At 36.0% G+C, this 16561-nt stretch carries 17 protein-coding genes; 13 read left to right on the forward strand and 4 right to left on the reverse strand.

The window, feature by feature from the left end; translation table 11 throughout:
• Position 1: 1 nt before the first annotated feature.
• The 4 genes from lodB to PFY09_RS01310 all read left to right on the forward strand — a co-directional run bounded on the left by lodB (position 2) and on the right by PFY09_RS01310 (position 4213).
• A complete protein-coding gene (gene lodB, locus PFY09_RS01295; RefSeq protein ID WP_271161148.1) occupies positions 2-1102 on the forward strand; it encodes a lysine-epsilon-oxidase maturase LodB in 1101 nt (366 codons plus the stop codon).
• A gap of 103 nt (positions 1103-1205) precedes the next feature.
• A complete protein-coding gene (locus tag PFY09_RS01300; RefSeq protein WP_271161149.1) occupies positions 1206-1916 on the forward strand; it encodes a glycohydrolase toxin TNT-related protein in 711 nt (236 codons plus the stop codon).
• Positions 1917-1928: 12 nt separating this feature from the next.
• The gene (locus tag PFY09_RS01305) at positions 1929-2345 is read left to right on the forward strand and encodes a hypothetical protein (RefSeq protein WP_271161150.1); all 417 of its coding nucleotides are present in this window, start codon (positions 1929-1931) and stop codon (positions 2343-2345) included.
• A 143-nt stretch (positions 2346-2488) separates the two neighbouring features.
• A complete protein-coding gene (locus PFY09_RS01310; RefSeq protein ID WP_271161151.1) occupies positions 2489-4213 on the forward strand; it encodes a DUF4041 domain-containing protein in 1725 nt (574 codons plus the stop codon).
• A gap of 53 nt (positions 4214-4266) precedes the next feature.
• Here the strand turns inward: PFY09_RS01310 and PFY09_RS01315 are convergent, their stop codons facing one another.
• Entirely contained in the window at positions 4267-4683 is a 417-nt protein-coding gene (locus tag PFY09_RS01315; RefSeq protein WP_256040698.1) for a hypothetical protein, read from the reverse strand.
• 242 nt (positions 4684-4925) lie between these two features.
• Positions 4926-6119, reverse strand: a complete 1194-nt coding sequence (locus tag PFY09_RS01320) for an MFS transporter (protein ID WP_271161152.1) — start codon at positions 6117-6119, stop codon at positions 4926-4928.
• 338 nt (positions 6120-6457) lie between these two features.
• Here PFY09_RS01320 and PFY09_RS01325 point away from each other — a divergent pair, with 338 nt between their 5' ends.
• The gene (locus PFY09_RS01325; protein WP_271161153.1) at positions 6458-8041 is read left to right on the forward strand and encodes a Na+/H+ antiporter; all 1584 of its coding nucleotides are present in this window, start codon (positions 6458-6460) and stop codon (positions 8039-8041) included.
• Here PFY09_RS01325 and PFY09_RS01330 read toward each other — a convergent pair.
• Positions 8027-8359 (reverse strand): hypothetical protein, encoded by a 333-nt coding sequence (locus PFY09_RS01330; RefSeq protein WP_076390431.1) that lies wholly within the window; start codon positions 8357-8359, stop codon positions 8027-8029. The two genes, PFY09_RS01325 and PFY09_RS01330, sit on opposite strands and share 15 nt — an antisense overlap.
• A 4-nt stretch (positions 8360-8363) precedes the next feature.
• Here PFY09_RS01330 and PFY09_RS01335 point away from each other — a divergent pair, with 4 nt between their 5' ends.
• The 4 genes from PFY09_RS01335 to dnaX all read left to right on the forward strand — a co-directional run bounded on the left by PFY09_RS01335 (position 8364) and on the right by dnaX (position 12286).
• Entirely contained in the window at positions 8364-8516 is a 153-nt protein-coding gene (locus PFY09_RS01335; protein ID WP_175608775.1) for a hypothetical protein, read from the forward strand.
• A 689-nt stretch (positions 8517-9205) separates the two neighbouring features.
• Positions 9206-10465, forward strand: a complete 1260-nt coding sequence (locus PFY09_RS01340) for an aminotransferase class I/II-fold pyridoxal phosphate-dependent enzyme (RefSeq protein ID WP_076390430.1) — start codon at positions 9206-9208, stop codon at positions 10463-10465.
• A gap of 7 nt (positions 10466-10472) precedes the next feature.
• A complete protein-coding gene (locus PFY09_RS01345; protein WP_076390429.1) occupies positions 10473-11102 on the forward strand; it encodes a TetR/AcrR family transcriptional regulator in 630 nt (209 codons plus the stop codon).
• A 98-nt stretch (positions 11103-11200) separates the two neighbouring features.
• Positions 11201-12286: a DNA polymerase III subunit gamma/tau gene (dnaX, locus tag PFY09_RS01350; protein WP_271161154.1), complete on the forward strand. Its 1086-nt coding sequence runs from the start codon at positions 11201-11203 to the stop codon at positions 12284-12286.
• A 61-nt stretch (positions 12287-12347) separates the two neighbouring features.
• On the opposite strand, the gene PFY09_RS01355 is transcribed toward dnaX, so the two are convergent.
• A complete protein-coding gene (locus PFY09_RS01355) occupies positions 12348-12524 on the reverse strand; it encodes a hypothetical protein (RefSeq protein ID WP_271161155.1) in 177 nt (58 codons plus the stop codon).
• Positions 12525-12645: 121 nt separating this feature from the next.
• Here PFY09_RS01355 and PFY09_RS01360 point away from each other — a divergent pair, with 121 nt between their 5' ends.
• From PFY09_RS01360 to PFY09_RS01375, 4 genes are all read left to right on the forward strand, one after another.
• A complete protein-coding gene (locus PFY09_RS01360) occupies positions 12646-12906 on the forward strand; it encodes a hypothetical protein (RefSeq protein ID WP_087709824.1) in 261 nt (86 codons plus the stop codon).
• A gap of 489 nt (positions 12907-13395) precedes the next feature.
• On the forward strand, positions 13396-14475 hold the full coding sequence (locus tag PFY09_RS01365; RefSeq protein ID WP_076390562.1) for a chorismate mutase: 1080 nt from the start codon (positions 13396-13398) through the stop codon (positions 14473-14475).
• A gap of 164 nt (positions 14476-14639) precedes the next feature.
• Positions 14640-15566: a ribosome small subunit-dependent GTPase A gene (gene rsgA / locus PFY09_RS01370; RefSeq protein WP_087709826.1), complete on the forward strand. Its 927-nt coding sequence runs from the start codon at positions 14640-14642 to the stop codon at positions 15564-15566.
• A 545-nt stretch (positions 15567-16111) separates the two neighbouring features.
• Positions 16112-16528 (forward strand): nucleoside-diphosphate kinase, encoded by a 417-nt coding sequence (locus PFY09_RS01375; protein ID WP_271161156.1) that lies wholly within the window; start codon positions 16112-16114, stop codon positions 16526-16528.
• Positions 16529-16561 lie beyond the last annotated feature (33 nt).

Genomic DNA, 16561 nt, shown 5'->3' on the forward strand with positions numbered 1-16561 from the left:
AATGCAAAACTTGTTAGAAACTAATGTATTAATTGTCGGTGGAGGTCCAGCTGGGACTTCCGCCGCTTTAAGTCTGCTTAAATATTCTGACCTGAAAATAGTTATTGTAGAAGAAACCGATCTGGAATCTGTAAAAATCGGGGAACAGGTGAACTCAAGTATTTTTGATCTTCTCAGCTATATGGGAATCGAAAAAACAGCTTTCGATCAGAATAATTTTATTCAGGGACACAGCAGTACGGCAGCTTGGGGAAGCGAAAGACTGATGGTTCGTGATTCTATCTTTAATACCGAAACCGAAAGTTTTCAGCTGAACCGGGAGGAATTCGATTATCTGCTTCTGAAAAATGTTTCTGAAAAGGGAGGAATTATTTTTCCGAGAACGAAATGTCTGTCTTTTGATCAGGATGAAAACCATCACTGGACGGTAGATGTAAAACATGAAACCAAAGGAAATTTCACCATAAAAGCAGATTATCTGATTGACGCGACCGGAAGAATGGGAAGTGTATGCCGGAAAATAGGAGTTCAGTCACAACGATATGACGAACTTGCTGCGATCGGAAGATTTTTTTATTTTGATGAATATCAGACGATTGAACAGAATATCATTATAGAATCTATTGAAGACGGTTGGTGGTACTGTGCTTCTCTGCCGAATCATAAAATGACGCTTACTTTTTTTTCCGACGCACAGATTATTAAAGAAAAAAGCTCGAAAATACTGAAAACTGGAGTATTATTATCAAAGACAAAACATATTCAGCATAAAATCTCGAAGGCTGCTTCCGAAGGAAAACCCTGGGTGAAAAATGCATTTTCGCAGATTGCAGACATCAGTTCAAGCAAAAATTTTCTGGCGGTGGGAGATGCAGCGGCTTCATTTGATCCTATTTCATCAATGGGAATCGGGTTTGCCATAAGTTCTGCATGTCATGCCGCAAAAGCAATTATTGATGCAGATTCCGGACACGACAATACTTTTTTAAGTTATCAGGAAAACATTAATAGCATTTATCATAATTATCTCAGAACAAAGACATTTTTTTATCAGAAAGAACAGCGCTGGAGCGATTCTGTGTTTTGGAAAAAAAGAATTTAAAGAGGTTGGGATATGAAATTAAATTAGTAATGGACAGCCTCATAAAGATCTGTGAGGCTGTTTTTTGCTTTTACATTTTTAAAATTAATAATTATTGAAATATATGAAAAAACTACTCAATTACATTTCGTTTCTGTCGGTTGTCCTGTTTTCTGTAGCGTGCAGTTCTTCAACTATTGAAGATGAAAATGCACCCAGTGAAGTAACCACGGTGTTTTATAAAAATGCAGATGAACTCGCCGCCACTTACGATCCTTCGAATACGGTAAACCAGACTTTAAGAAATCAGATTTACGATTTATACAGGCAGGGAAAATGGAGCGAACTGGAATCTGTTTTTAAAGCGAATAATCTGAACGGAGGTTGGCCGCCTGCAAACGGAGGTTATAATATTGTGGATAATACAGATTTCACCACTGGACAAAAATACGACCGCTACAGCGGAGCAATAGGAACGTACAGCGGAACCGGAGCGCCGACTCTGGGAGGGAATTTTACCAGTCCGATCATCAATGGCTATGTTTACACTTTTGCTCAACGCGCCCTTAACAAACCGGAAAACGCCTATGATTTCTATTATGAAATAGAAGTTTTGAATAATTTGCTACCTTTCAAGGGACAAACGGCAGACATTATTCCGTGGTTCGGGCAGGTTGGAAAAGGGAAACAGACGATGTGGAAAATTCCTCTTGATCCTTCAACCGGATATACAAAAACATGGAATAAGCTTGCGCAGGAAGGTTATATTAAGATAACGATAAAGAAAAGTCCGAGCGGAAATTATCCTTCAGCGGTTGGAATGGTGATTCAATAAATTTAACTGAAAATGTACGCAATAACGAAGAAAATACAGATCGTAAATAAGGCAATTATTCCGAAAGATACGTTTATCAATGATGAAATCAGTCCGTCTGCGGAACTGAAATTCATCTGCTGCAACTGTACTCATGAAAATCTAGTGAACATTACTCCTTACGAATCAGGGTTTCCGGTTTTTCAACTCTATCATGAAAATAAAATTCTATCTATCAATAATTTACTTAAGGATTCAATGATAAAAGAGACACAAAAGAATATGCTTCATGCCGGAGAATTTACATTTAATGATTTACCGACGTTGTACTTCGGGACAGACTGCGAATCCTGTGCTACAAAATATATCGGAATTTTCAGTTATGGCGAAAAACAACCGGGACTGGAAATACTTTCTGTTTCCGGAATATGGGAATATGCGGAGGCATAATATTTTTTTTAGATGGTGTGTTTCGGCTTCAAATCGAAGATTTGAAGCCTAACTTTTTTATGGAATTATGGAAAACCGTAAGGAACAGCCATTCTAAAGATGTATTATTGCTCCATCTGATAATCAAAAATTCATTTAATTATATGGAAATTTTAATCATCATTATTTTATTGGGTCTGCTGATTTTTGCATTCAGCAAATCAGGTAAGAATAAAAAACAGGCTTCCGAGAAAGAAGCTCAAATTGTAAATCTTAAGAAAGAAATCAATCAGCTCAGAAATGAGATTTCAAACCTCAATTCAGACAAAAAATCTTTGCAGGACAAAATCCAGAGAATAAGAGCCGATTTTTCTAATCTGCAGATTGAAAAACGTTCGGTGGATGAAAAGAATATTCAATTAAAGAATCAAAACGATGCTTTAAGCAAATATCAGGATATTATTAACGTTCAGGTAGAATGCGAATATCTTCTGAAAAGAGCAGAAAGGGACAGTTTAAAATTAAAAGAAAGAGCACAGGCGGAACTGGATAACGCGCAGCTTCAGGCGAAGGAGTCGAGAAGAATGGCAAAGGAACTTGTAGAAAAAAGAACTAGAGAAGTTGAACTGCTGTATGAAAATGCAGTAAGAGAATCCAAAAGAATTATCGATAATGCTGAAGACAAAGCACTTGCCATCGGAGGTGATGCTTACAGAAGTTTACGAGAAGCCAATGAAATTGCCGACAGAATAAAAGCAATGAAAAATGTAATAAAAGGCTACGGAAACGAATATATCGTACCTTCTTACACTTTGCTGGATGATCTTGCCGAAGAATTCAGCCACAAAGAAGCCGGAGAAAATCTTAAAAAGCTTCGACAGAATAACAAATTAATGATCACAAGCCGACAAGCCGGAATCTGCGAATATATGGATGAATTCAGAAGAAATATCGCCATAGACTTTGTAATCGATGCTTACAACGGAAAAGTTGAAACCATTTTAAATTCAGTAAAAAAAGACAATTACGGAATTCTTAAACAGAAAATTGATGATGCTTTTCAGTTGGTTAATTTTAACGGAGAAGCGTTCAGAAAAGCCAGAATTTCGGTAGAATACCACGAAGCCCGTCTTGAAGAACTGAAATGGGCGGTTATTGCTCAGGAGCTGAAATGGCAGGAACAGGAAGAGCAAAGACAGATCAGGGAACAGATGAGGGAGGAAGAAAAAGCAAGAAGAGAATATGAAAAAGCCATAAAAGATGCCGAAAAAGAAGAATTAACGTTGAAAAGACTGATTGAAAAAGCCGAATCGCAGGTTGCAAAAGCTAATGAAGAGCAAAGACTGATCTTCCAGCAGAAACTCGAAGAACTTCAGGGTAAATTAATGGTTGCGGAAGAAAAAAATCAAAGAGCAATTTCTATGGCTCAGCAAACGCGTTCCGGAAATGTTTATATTATTTCAAATGTAGGATCATTTGGAGAGGATGTTTATAAAATCGGGATGACAAGACGTCTGGAACCGCTGGATCGTGTTCGTGAACTTGGCGATGCAAGTGTGCCGTTTGAATTTGATGTTCATGCGATGATTTATTCCGATGATGCTCCGGCTTTGGAAAGACAGCTTCACAAAAAGTTTTTAAAGAATCAGCTTAATAAAATCAATCCGCGGAAAGAATTTTTCAGACTTGGAATTAACGATATTAAAAATTATCTGGAAGATACCGGAATTATCTGCAAATGGACTCTTACCGCAGAAGCCAGACAATATCGCGAAACATTAAAACTTGAAGAGGAAATGAAAACCAATAAGCAGCTCGAAAAAGAGTGGGAGCAATATCAGGAAGAAGCAGATCCTGTAGCTTTGGAAGAAGTATTGGAAGAGGAATAAAAAGACAAAACCACAACCCGAAAGTTGTGGTTTTTTAATGAAAGTATATATTATTAAGATTCGGTGTGCATCAGTCCATAACTTATGGAAGTGGGTTCTTTGCCGAAAAGACAAGAAAAAATATTCTGAAATTCATGGATGTACTTACATCTGATAGAATTCCCGTAGATTTTCAGACCTTCTACAATTTTTCTGGAACTTAGATCAAAATCATATTTAATGAAGGTTTCCGGTCTTTCATAACGAATACGCTGTTCAGAGCTGTAAGTTCTTGAAAATCCGAATTTTTCCAGCCATTCTTCAGTAATCTGAATGGGTTTGATTGATTTTGCCGGAACAGAAAAACTGTGAAAATCATTTTCAATCTGTACAAAATAATCTTTTTCATCATTCTGGAATATTTCAGTAATGGTATAAATCTGATTTTTATATTCCACTAGATTTTTAATTTTTAAATCTGCAACGTTCATAATATTTTGTGGGTGTTTATGTTATTATTCTAAGGTTAGTGAATGCCTTGTGTAAGAAGTTTTGCAAATACTATGCCTTATGTTTGGAATAATAATTAAACTATTGTTAAGAATGATTTTTATTTTTATTGTAAATAATTGATAATCAATTTTTTAAATTAAATTAAAAATTTTAAACAATATTTCAGAAAGTTAAATTTGTGGTATTTGTGTGGTATATTATGTTAAATCGAAAAATTTAATTATTCAGTTTTCAGAGATTTATGTTCAATAGTTAATGCGAATGCGATCATAATGACTGAAATTAATACACCAATAAAAACATTCCATGAAGTAGAGTGGAGCAGATATCCGGTTCCGCTTCCCAGAAAACTCGACCCGAAATAATAGAAAAGCCAGTAGATGGAAGTTGCGGAAGATTTTCCTTCTTTCGCATGCAGCGCCGTCATCTGGCTTGCCATAGTATGGGCAGCAAAAAAGCATAAAGTAAACAATCCCAGTCCGAAAACAACGATATAAATGTTTTCAGAAAGAAGAAGAACAAGTCCCGCTAATAAAAAGAAAATCGAACCCTTCAGAATGTATCTCTTTTCAAATCTTGCAGACAGTCTGCTGGTTATCATGGTTCCCAAAACTCCGAAAGTATACATCAGGAAAATAAATGCAATAAAAACATGACTTAAAGAAAACGGTTCAGATTCTAAACGGAACGTCATATAATTATAGACACTCACAAAAGTTCCCATTAATAAAGCGGCAATGAAATACAAACGCAATATATAAGAATCACGGATCAGTCTTTTCATCTGCTTCATTTTCAAATGATAATCTGTTTTCTGAGGCTTGAAAAATTTTGAATCCGGAAAAAGCTTCCAAAACACCAGTCCCAAAATCAGACTTTGAATCCCGATCATTAAAACAGCATTTCTCCATCCGAATTCTCCTGCGAGAAGAGTTGCCAAAATCCTTCCGCTCATGCCGCCGATGGTGTTTCCGCTGAGATACATACTGATTGCCAAAGCCACCACAGAGATTTCAACTTCCTCCGTAAGATAAGCCAGAGCCACCGAAGAAACACCGGAAATTACAAAACCTTTTACCATTCCAATAATGATAAGGAGTGGTAGACTCGGAATCCATGTTGAAATGATGGTTAAAATTGCCGATACAATCAGAGAAAAAACCATCAGTTTCTTTCGCGAAAAACTGTCTGCGCGGAATGCAAAAAAGAAAAGCCCCAAAGCCATTCCGATCGTTGAAGAAGAAACCAACAGAGAGCTGTCTCCAACCGTCGTATGGAAATGTTCCGCAACCATTGGTAATAACGGCTGAAAAAGATAAAGCTGCGCAAATACCGAAAGTCCCGATAAAAATATACACAGTTTGATGTAGTAAAACCGTCTGCTTTTCCTGTCTGCTTTTTCTGAAATATTCATGATGTGCTTAAAAAATCAAGCAAAAAATTATGGAGTTATTTTTATCTGCTAATTTGATGAAATTTTTTAAATCTTTAAAACGTTCGTTTTTTTATGGGATTGAGCGCAATTTATCATAAATGTAAAAAATAGGTTTCTTTATTGAGTCAAACGCATTTGCGAACTTAAAAAGCTTTTAGCATAAAAAAAACGTGCTGCTTTACAGTAAAATCAAGCATGATGAATAATAAAGGATATTCAATTTTTAATTGATTTTGTTTGAATTTTAGATTAAACTACCATTTTTTCATTTAAAATTTTCACTTTAATACGTACCTTTAGTATTGAAAAAATTTAGAATGCTTGAAAACTTTCCTTATTATCTCTCCTTAATCATTGCCATTGTTTTTATCATTATGATTGCCAACAAAATCAGGGTAGCCTATCCTGTATTGCTGGTTGTGGCAGGATTGTTAATCAGTTTTATTCCCAACGTTCCGGTCATCAGAATAGATCCCGAACTTATCTTTATTATCTTTCTTCCACCCTTGCTGTATGAAGCAGCGTGGGCAATTTCATGGAAAGAGCTCTGGAAATGGAGGCGGATTATAGGAAGTTTTGCCTTTGTTGTTGTATTTCTTACCGCAACGACGGTTGCTTTTGTAGCCAATCATTTTATTCCCGGATTTTCACTGGCTTTAGGATTTTTACTCGGAGGAATTGTGTCCCCGCCCGATGCGGTAAGTGCAGGAGCGATTCTGAAATTTGTAAAAGTCCAGAAAAGGCTGTCCTCTATTCTGGAAGGAGAAAGTCTTCTGAATGATGCATCTTCCTTAATCATTTTCCGTTTTGCGATGATTGCGGTTGCAACCGGACAGTTCATTTGGCAGGATGCGGTTTTCAGCTTTTCGTGGATGCTGATTGGCGGAATCGGAATCGGGTTAATCATCGGCTGGCTGTTCATGAAAGGACATAAACTGCTTCCTACAGATGCCAATATGGACACAATTCTTACCATTGTTGCACCTTATTTGATGTATATTGCAGCGGAAGAAGCGCACAGCTCAGGCGTTTTAGCCGTTGTAAGCGGAGGGTTGCTGCTTTCCAATAACCGTCATAGCTTTCTCAGTACATCGTCGCGTTTACGGGGGCTGAATGTCTGGGAAAGTCTGTCTTTCGTACTCAACGGTCTGGTTTTTATTCTTATTGGTCTGGATCTTCCGGAAATTACTTCAGGTTTGGGAGAAGTAAGTATTTACGCTGCGGTAGGATACGGATTGCTTATAACTGCGGTTTTGATCGTGGTAAGAATTCTGTCGGCTTACGGAGCAGTAGTGGTCACTTTAATTGCCAGAAACTTCATTACCGTTGCAGACAACAGAAGTCCCGGATTTAAAGCTCCGATTCTGTTGGGCTGGACCGGAATGAGGGGAGTGGTGTCTTTGGCAGCAGCGCTTTCAATTCCCGTAAAACTCTATCCCGATGGCCCGGATTTTCCTCAGCGGAATTTAATTTTGTTCATTACTTTTATTGTCATTTTAACAACATTGCTGGTTCAGGGACTTACGCTTCCTTATCTCATTAGAAAAATGGAAATACCTTCCTACAACGATCACCTTCCTGAAGACGAAGCGGAAGAGCTGATCCGTCGTGAAATGGCGAAAATGACTTTAGAGCATCTCAGAAAAAATCATAGCGAATTACTGGAAAAGAGTATGTTTTTGCAGCAGATTCATGAAAAATGGAGAGGAAAAGTGGAAAAAGAGCCCGATATTAAACTATCCTCCGAAATCAAAGACGCTTATCTGGATATTCTCAATGCGCAAAGAGCATGGCTGATTGAGCAAAACTACGACAAAAAGCAGCATTTTGATGAAGATCTTATCCGGAGACATCTCGTAAAAATTGATCTGGAGGAAGAAAGACTCTCACTGATTCACTAAAAAAGTTAAAACTTTCTGCAGATATTCATCCTCTTTTAACACTTTTTCATACGACTGTCTTGCGTACACAGGCGAAAGCTCATAATTCTCCGGTTTTGAATTAATATCTTCATTTTCAATATATTGATTAAGGTGATGCGTGTATTCTTTAATCAGTTTATTGATGGTTTTTCTTTTTATTTTACAGATCGTATTGTTTTTAATCTTTTGCAAAGAATTAAGAATAAAAGATTTATCTCCGTGAAAATTGATCACATTTTTTACATAGGAAAGATTGTGGTTATCCTGCAATACAGAATGGTTTTCTTCAAAAATCATGATAGTGGAAGTTTTTTTAATTGAAAATAGTTTCGGAACACCTGATGATGATAATTGCAGATCAATTGACGGGTATGGTAAAAGACTTTCTCATCATACCGATGATGTAGTCTGTAAGAAAAGAGTACTGAATAATCATAATAATTACTTTAAGTGAATAGGTGAACAATAGCGTTGGCTGTTAATTTTTACCATTCAAATATCTAACCAATTTTTATCGCTTCGTTAAATGTATTGAAAATTTGTAATAAAATACTGAATATGTGTAATATTTTGTTGAGTTTATTGTTTATCGTTGATAATATTGTGGTACGTTCAAATTATTTTTCTTAAAATAATATTTAGAAATCTTAATTTATGTTAAAAAAATATTTATATTTGTTATAATTCCATTAAGGGTGAATTTGATTGAAAGATTAAAATTTTTCTTTTAATGAAATCTTTTAAAGACTAAATTAAATGATTTAGCTTTAAAATAAGTGGACGGTACATTCTAAAAGGACAAATGTTAAGAAAGGCTGACTCTAATGTTCCCAAAAAAATAGATCTCAGCCTTTTTTTATTTCTGATTTTCAATGACAATTTGCTGTAAAAGTTGTAAATTTTCTTTACCAAATCATTACCAAACACACATAATTATTAATTGCTTAATTTTTAAGTGATTGTGAAACTTTTTGTTTTATTCTTTTTTTGTTAATATTTCAATTATTTTATAGATATGAATGTTTTTTAAGATTATTTAATACAAATATTTTATGCATAATAAATTTTAATAGAAAATAAATTTATACTTTTTTAAAATAATACTATATTTGTTTTAACATTAAACAGCTAACAAAATTAAGGATGGACATTAACTTTTCAACAGCAACTTTCAAGGATTTCGAAAATATTCCGGGCTTCGATATGATGGAGCGTGCAGACATTTACTACGACTTTCTGGAATACATGAAATCAAACGGACGGCATCACTACAGATTGCAGAATAACACAGGATGCAGTTCTGTGATGAATGTAGGGACTCACAACGTAACCAGAGAATTTGTAAGCTTCGTTACAAGTGATTATTTAGGGTTTACGCAGCACCCGAAAGTAAAGCAGGCAGCTATTGAAGGAGTGGAAAAATACGGAACCGGAACGGCGGCAACACCACTTATCGGAGGGTATTATTCTTACCACAACGATTTGGAGGCTAAAATTGCGTCTTTTTTTGGACGTTCTCAGGACGAAGCCGTAATTTTTACAACAGGATACACTACAAATAGTGCAACTTTACAAATCCTGCTGCAGAAAGAAGATATTGCGATTGTAGACATGGCAGTTCATGCAAGTGTATATGAAGGATGTATTCTTACCAACAGAAAAACATTCCCGCATAACAATCTGGAGGCTTTGGAACAGATTTTGAAAACATCGGAAAAGCAGTTTCGTACAAAGCTCGTTGTAATAGACGGTGTCTATTCTCAGGATGGCGATACGGCTCCAATTGAAGAAATTTATAAATTAGTAAAAAAATATAACGCCTACCTGATGATTGATGATGTTCACGGGGTAGGCATTTTAGGAAAAACAGGAAGAGGAACCATTGAAGATACGGGACTTCTGGACAAAGTAGATATTATTACCGGAACATTCAGCAAGACATTCGGTAATCTTGGTGGATACGTTATTGCGAATAAAAGTCTTACCAATTTTATAAGATTCCAGTCCAGACAGCAGATATTTTCAGCTACCACACCTCCTTCCACGGCTACAGGAATTATAAAAGCCATTGAGCTGATTGATGAAGAGCCACACTGGAGAGAAAAACTCTGGGAAAACATCAATTACTTTAAAAAAGGACTTAATGATCTGGGACTGGATACCGGAACTACGTGTTCTGCAGTTGTTCCGGTAAAGATCGGAGATCCGCATATCACGGGCGACGTAGGACGAATGCTTCTCGAACACGGAGTATATACAAATCCTATTATTTATCCTGCTGTAGCCAGAAAAGATGCCCGTATCAGGATGAGTGTAACGGCAACACATGATAAAGAACATCTTGATAAAACCCTCAATGCCTTTGAGGATATCAATAAAAAGTTGCATATTGCAAAAAAATAAATAACAAATGCCAAGAAAAGTTGTACAGGGCCCTATACGGGACAAAGAAAAAACAAAACAAAAATTGCTTGCTGCTGTTGGAAAAATTCTGAGAACCAAAGGGTATTCAGGATTGAAAGTGAGTAAAATAGCAGCAGTGGCAGGCTTTGATAAAAAATTAATTTACGAATACTTCGGAAGCACCGAAAAGCTTATCGACGAATACATCAGATCTCAGGATTACTGGAGCAAAATGAACCAGGATAATATCCATGTGGATTTTTCAGACGGAGGTAAAGAACTTTCTAAAGTTGCCATTCTTAATCAGTTTGAGCACATCAAGAAAAACAAAGAACTTCAGAAGATTATTCTTTGGGGATTATCTGAAAGCAAACCGATCCTGAAAAAAGTAGCCGATGAGAGAGAAGAAATGGGAGAAATGCTTTTCACGAATATTGTAGATCCGCATTTTAAGGATAAAGCTACAAGATATCGTGCCATCGCAGCACTTCTGGTTTCCGGAGCTTATTACCTTAACCTTTATACAGCACACAATGCAAGTGTATTCTGCGGAATAGACCTGAAAAGTGATGAAGGAAGAAAGGAAATAGAAAAGGCGATTACCGAAATCATCGATTTTGCTTACGAAGAAAGATAATATGGGAAAAATTTACTGTTGCCAGAATAGAGTTATTTTAAAAGTAATTTAAAAGGATTTCATTTTTAAATTACAACAATATTTCTTATTTTTGACCAATGGAAAATTTTATCGTATCTGCACGAAAATATCGCCCGCAGCAGTTTGATACTGTTGTTGGGCAGTCTCATATTACGGATACTTTAGAACACGCTATTGAAGAAAATCAATTGGCTCAGGCTCTGTTGTTCTGTGGTCCTCGAGGAGTAGGGAAAACTACCTGTGCCAGAATTCTGGCGAGGAAGATCAATGAAAAGGACGGATCTGTTTCGGAAGACGGTTTTGCCTACAACATCTATGAGTTGGATGCTGCATCGAATAATTCTGTGGACGATATCAGAGAATTGATCGATCAGGTACGTTTTGCGCCTCAGGTTGGTAAATATAAAGTGTATATTATCGATGAGGTTCATATGTTGTCTTCTGCAGCCTTCAATGCTTTCCTTAAAACACTTGAGGAACCGCCTGCTCATGCGATTTTTATCTTGGCGACTACCGAAAAGCATAAAATTATTCCTACCATTTTATCCCGCTGTCAGATCTATGATTTCAAAAGAATCGTAATTGAAGACATTCAGGGACATCTTAGAAATATCGCTCAGAAAGAGAATATTCAGTATGAAGATGATGCGTTGTATCTTATTGCCCAGAAAGCAGACGGAGCTTTAAGAGATGCACTTTCCATCTTCGACAGGCTCTCTACTTTTTCCCAGAAGAATATTACTTTGGCAAAAGCTGCAGAAGTTTTAAATATTCTGGATTACGACCAGTACTTAAAAATTGTAGATTTAGCAAAAGAAAATAAAATTCCCGAAGTTCTTTCCGCTTTCAATGAAATTGTGAAAAAAGGATTTGATCCTCATATTTTTATTGCAGGATTGGGAAGTCATTTCAGAGATCTGATGATGGCGCAGAATACTTCAACAATTGATCTGATAGAAGTAGGAGAACAGACCAAGACAAAGTTTGTTGAACAGGCCCAGAAATGGAATCCTCAACAGCTCATCGATGCTATTGAGATTTGCAATCATGCAGACGTCAATTATAAAAATTCCAAAAATCCAAGACTTACGGTAGAAATTGCTTTAATGCAATTGGCTTCTTTGACGGCTAATTCAGACGTTGCTAAAAAAAAAAGTTTATAATTCTGGCTCCGTTTCTCAATGAGAAGCAGGAAGTAAAAATCCCCGTAAAACCTACGGAAACTCAGGAACAGAAACCTAAACAGGAGCAACCTTCTGAAAGTCCGGAACTTCCCGTTGTCACAGAAATCAAAAAAACCTCGAAACCTTTATCGAGACCCGGAATTTCTTCAGGTTTCAGCATCAGTTCTTTTTTAAACAAAGAAGAAACAACTGTTGTAGAAGAAAAAGTTGTAGCCAAAACAGAACAGCTTCCCCAAAATCACTTTACTGAAACAGATCTTCAGGCAGAGTGGAATTTACTGCTCAAGCAGCTCCAGAGAAAAGAAGCCATTATTTTCAATGCCATTAAATCTTTCAAAATGATAAAATCCGGAGAAAATGAAATTACCGTTCTGTTTCCTTCGGATTCTGCAAAAGCTGAGTTTGATAAAGTAAGCCGTGAATTTTTTAATCATTTTAAAACGAAAGTTCACAATCATTCCATTCAGGTTGCATATAAAAGAGATGCCGAAAATCTGAAAGTAGAAGTAATGACTCCAAGAAAGAAGTTCGAAAAGTTTGTTAAATTAAATCCTTTGCTGAAAGATCTTGATGATCTGATGAAATTCGATTTAACATAATTCTTGTTCCTTAATAATTTTTTCCTGCAGAAAAATCTTTAAGAAAAAGTTTCACAATTTTTATTTTAAAAAAATAGGGTACATGAAACTCTTTTTTAAATAAAATTTATATATTTGTCAGATAATTGAAAAACAAAACGAAGCTTTTTCAGTTAAAATGTAAACCGAAAATCTAGAAATAGATAGTTTATTTTGGAAAAATTAATAAAGTCATATCAATCTGTATTTGCTCCTGCTGAATTCTTTAGCGGGCAATTTGGCTTTTCTTTTCCGTATTTTAGAAATTTCAGAACGTATTATCGATTTTATTATTGGTACTGCTAGTATAAATTTCTTTCAAAAAAATCTACAGGAATTATAGATTTCTACTTATTTCCTGATTCCTTTAAAAAATTTTAACGGCATTTTTTAGAAAGAATTATAAAGTAATTTTATAATGCTTTTTTGTGTTTGAATATGAACAATAACGATAATAGTAAAATTAAAAATATGAATTTAAAAGACTTAAAAAACGAATGGATTAATGAATTCCAGCAGCCCATGATGATTGCGGGACCATGCAGTGCAGAAAGTGAAGCACAGATGCTGGAAATTGCAAAAAGAATCAGGGAAACCAATGCCAATGTTCCGGTTTTCCGTGCAGGAATCTGGAAGCCGCGTACAAAACCGAACGGATTTGAAGGAGTAGGAGTAATCGGTCTGAACTGGCTGAAAAAAGTGAAGGAAGAATACGGTTTCAAAACAGCGACGGAAGTTGCCAATGCACACCACGTTTTTGCAGCTTTGGAAGCAGATGTAGATATTCTTTGGATCGGGGCGCGTTCTACGGTAAATCCTTTTACCGTTCAGGAAATTGCACAGGCATTGAGAGGAACAGACAAAACCGTGTTGGTGAAAAATCCTGTAAATCCGGATCTTGCTTTGTGGATCGGAGCTTTGGAAAGACTTTTAGGTCAGGGAATTACCAATTTAGGAGTTATTCACAGAGGGTTTTCTACATACCAGAAAACAAAGTACAGAAACAATCCGAACTGGCAAATTGCCTTAGATTTTAAAAGTCAGTTCCCGAATATCCCGATGCTGATCGACCCTTCACACATTTGCGGAAACAGAACAGGTTTGGCGGACATTACACAGGAAGCTTTAAACGTAGGTTACCAAGGAGCCATTATAGAAACACATAGCAATCCGGATGAAGCTTGGAGTGATGCTGCACAACAGATTACACCGGAGGTTCTGGCAGAATTAATCGGGAACTTAAAAGTGAGAAATTCCGGATTGGCAGGATTTGAAGGAGAAATGGGAAGACACAGAACGTTAATTTCTGATATCGATTTTCAACTGATTGAAATGCTTGCGCAGAGAATGAAAATTTCTGAAAAAATCGGAAAGCTTAAAAAAGAAAATGATATTGCCATCTTCCAGCCGGAGCGTTGGAAAGAAATTACAGAATACGCAACTCAAAAAGCTGTTGAGACCGGAATGACGAAAGAATTCATAGAAAAAGTATTCAAAGCGATCCACGAAGAGTCTATCGAGGTTCAGAACAGTATTATGATTAACAGGTAATCTGGTTTTAGAGTGAGAGAGTTTTAGAGTGGGAGAGTTTTGGAGTAGGAGAGTATTAGAGTTGGAGAGTGAAAAAGTAATTGGATGACTTTTATAAAAGCTCTCCGGCTCTAAAACTTTAAAACACTCAAACTAAATTTCCTATATTTGCAGCATCTTACAGTATGAAAGGAAAAATCATTAAATCTACAGGAAGCTGGTATCAGGTTTTGGAAATGGAAACCGGGAAAATCTTCGAAGCAAGAATTCGCGGAAAATTTAAATTGATTAAAACAAGGCTGACCAATCCGCTTGCTGTGGGAGATTTTGTGGAATTTCAACTGGAACAGGATGATATTGCATGGATTACGAAGATCGAACCCCGCAGAAACTATCTCATCCGAAAATCTGTAAACCTTTCAAAAGAAGCACACATCATTGCTTCAAATATCGATCTTGCCTGTTTTATTTTCACATTAAAACATCCTGAAACCTCCCTTGGATTTCTAGACCGTTTTTTGGCGTGTTGCGAAGCCTACAATATTACTCCGCTGATTTTATTCAATAAAATTGATGTTCTTCATGAAGAAGAAATTGAGATCGTAAAAGATATTGAATTTCTTTACAATGAAATCGGCTATGATGCTCTGGAAATTTCTTCCTATTCAAAATTAAATCTGGAACAGCTTCAGGAATTGCTGAAAGATAAAACATCTGTTTTCTTCGGACATTCAGGCTGTGGAAAGTCTACTTTGGTGAATGCTTTGCAGCCGGGACTTAACCTGAAAACTTCTGAAATTTCCGATACGCATTTAAAAGGTAAACACACCACAACTTTTGCACAGATGCATTTCTGGGATTTTGGCGGAAACGTAATCGATACACCCGGAGTTCGTGAATTTGCCATGATCGACATCGAAAAAGAAGAAGTTCAGCATTATTTTCCGGAGATTTTCAAAAAAAGAGAAGAATGCAAATACCACAACTGTCTTCATATCAACGAGCCGAAATGCGCGGTAATTGACGGTCTGGAAACCGGAGAAATTCAGCATTCAAGATATTCTACCTATATTAAATTAATGGAAGAGGCGGAAGAAGCTTCTCAAAAATAATTTCTATTTTCCGGAAATTTCTTTATTAATTAAAGTAAACTTGTCTAAACTTTTTACCGTAACAAAGCAGCCGTGTCATCTTTGCTAAACCTTTGTGAATCTATGCATAAAATTAAGCATTATGATTAATGAAGGACAATCAGGAGTTTTAATAATGAATTTCAATTTCTCTTGTGCAAAAATTTCTTACTCACAGAATAAGTTTTCGAACTATTTTAACCCTGCATTAAATTCCAAATTCCGGATGAACAAAGTTTAATATTTGGAATGAAAAATTTAAATTGCCGTTTAATTCTTATACAATGGTGAAGTTAGGCGTAGTTTTTGGGGAATTACGGGCAATAAAAAACCCAGCCGAAGCTGGGTAAAAACTAATAACCATGAAAACTCAAATTAAACATGAGAATCATAATAGAATCAACAATTACTGTGCCAAAGTTTCGTTCATAAAACCTTAACAAATGTTATTTTTATGTTAAAAATATTTTAAAATTAAAATCAAAAGAATTTTTTGTATTTTTGCGCCATTAAAAAAATATACATTTATGTCTAACATTACATTCACTATGATTAAGCCAGATGCAGTTGCAGACGGACATATCGGTGCTATATTAGGAAAGATCGCAGAAGGTGGTTTCAAAATCAAAGCAATGAAATTGACTCAACTTACTGTTGCAGATGCAAAAAAATTCTATGAAGTTCACGCTGAAAGACCATTCTACGGAGAATTGGTAGATTTCATGAGCTCCGGACCTATCGTTGCTGCTGTTCTTGAAAAAGAGAATGCAGTAGAAGATTTCAGAACTTTAATCGGTTCTACTAATCCTGCTGAAGCTGCAGAAGGAACAATCAGAAAAATGTTTGCAAGAAGCATCGGAGAAAACGCTGTTCACGGTTCTGACTCTGACGAAAACGCTCTTATCGAAGCAAAATTCCATTTTTCAGGAAGAGAAATTTTCTAAGAAAAATCATTTCAAAATAAAAAATCCGGAGAA

The sequence above is a fragment of the Chryseobacterium gambrini genome (genome assembly GCF_027920505.1).
GTDB lineage: Bacteria > Bacteroidota > Bacteroidia > Flavobacteriales > Weeksellaceae > Chryseobacterium > Chryseobacterium gambrini.

Excerpts from the sequence above, each read along its gene's own strand:
- dnaX (WP_271161154.1), top strand. The coding sequence starts at position 11,201 with ATGGAAAATTTTATCGTATCTGCACGAAAATATCGCCCGCAGCAGTTT.
- PFY09_RS01315 (WP_256040698.1), bottom strand. The coding sequence starts at position 4,683 with ATGAACGTTGCAGATTTAAAAATTAAAAATCTAGTGGAATATAAAAAT.
- PFY09_RS01310 (WP_271161151.1), top strand. The coding sequence starts at position 2,489 with ATGGAAATTTTAATCATCATTATTTTATTGGGTCTGCTGATTTTTGCA.
- PFY09_RS01375 (WP_271161156.1), top strand. The coding sequence starts at position 16,112 with ATGTCTAACATTACATTCACTATGATTAAGCCAGATGCAGTTGCAGAC.
- PFY09_RS01325 (WP_271161153.1), top strand. The coding sequence starts at position 6,458 with ATGCTTGAAAACTTTCCTTATTATCTCTCCTTAATCATTGCCATTGTT.
- PFY09_RS01305 (WP_271161150.1), top strand. The coding sequence starts at position 1,929 with ATGTACGCAATAACGAAGAAAATACAGATCGTAAATAAGGCAATTATT.
- PFY09_RS01330 (WP_076390431.1), bottom strand. The coding sequence starts at position 8,359 with ATGATTTTTGAAGAAAACCATTCTGTATTGCAGGATAACCACAATCTT.
- PFY09_RS01320 (WP_271161152.1), bottom strand. The coding sequence starts at position 6,119 with ATGAATATTTCAGAAAAAGCAGACAGGAAAAGCAGACGGTTTTACTAC.
- PFY09_RS01340 (WP_076390430.1), top strand. The coding sequence starts at position 9,206 with ATGGACATTAACTTTTCAACAGCAACTTTCAAGGATTTCGAAAATATT.
- PFY09_RS01365 (WP_076390562.1), top strand. The coding sequence starts at position 13,396 with ATGAATTTAAAAGACTTAAAAAACGAATGGATTAATGAATTCCAGCAG.
- PFY09_RS01360 (WP_087709824.1), top strand. The coding sequence starts at position 12,646 with ATGATAAAATCCGGAGAAAATGAAATTACCGTTCTGTTTCCTTCGGAT.
- rsgA (WP_087709826.1), top strand. The coding sequence starts at position 14,640 with ATGAAAGGAAAAATCATTAAATCTACAGGAAGCTGGTATCAGGTTTTG.
- PFY09_RS01345 (WP_076390429.1), top strand. The coding sequence starts at position 10,473 with ATGCCAAGAAAAGTTGTACAGGGCCCTATACGGGACAAAGAAAAAACA.
- PFY09_RS01300 (WP_271161149.1), top strand. The coding sequence starts at position 1,206 with ATGAAAAAACTACTCAATTACATTTCGTTTCTGTCGGTTGTCCTGTTT.
- lodB (WP_271161148.1), top strand. The coding sequence starts at position 2 with ATGCAAAACTTGTTAGAAACTAATGTATTAATTGTCGGTGGAGGTCCA.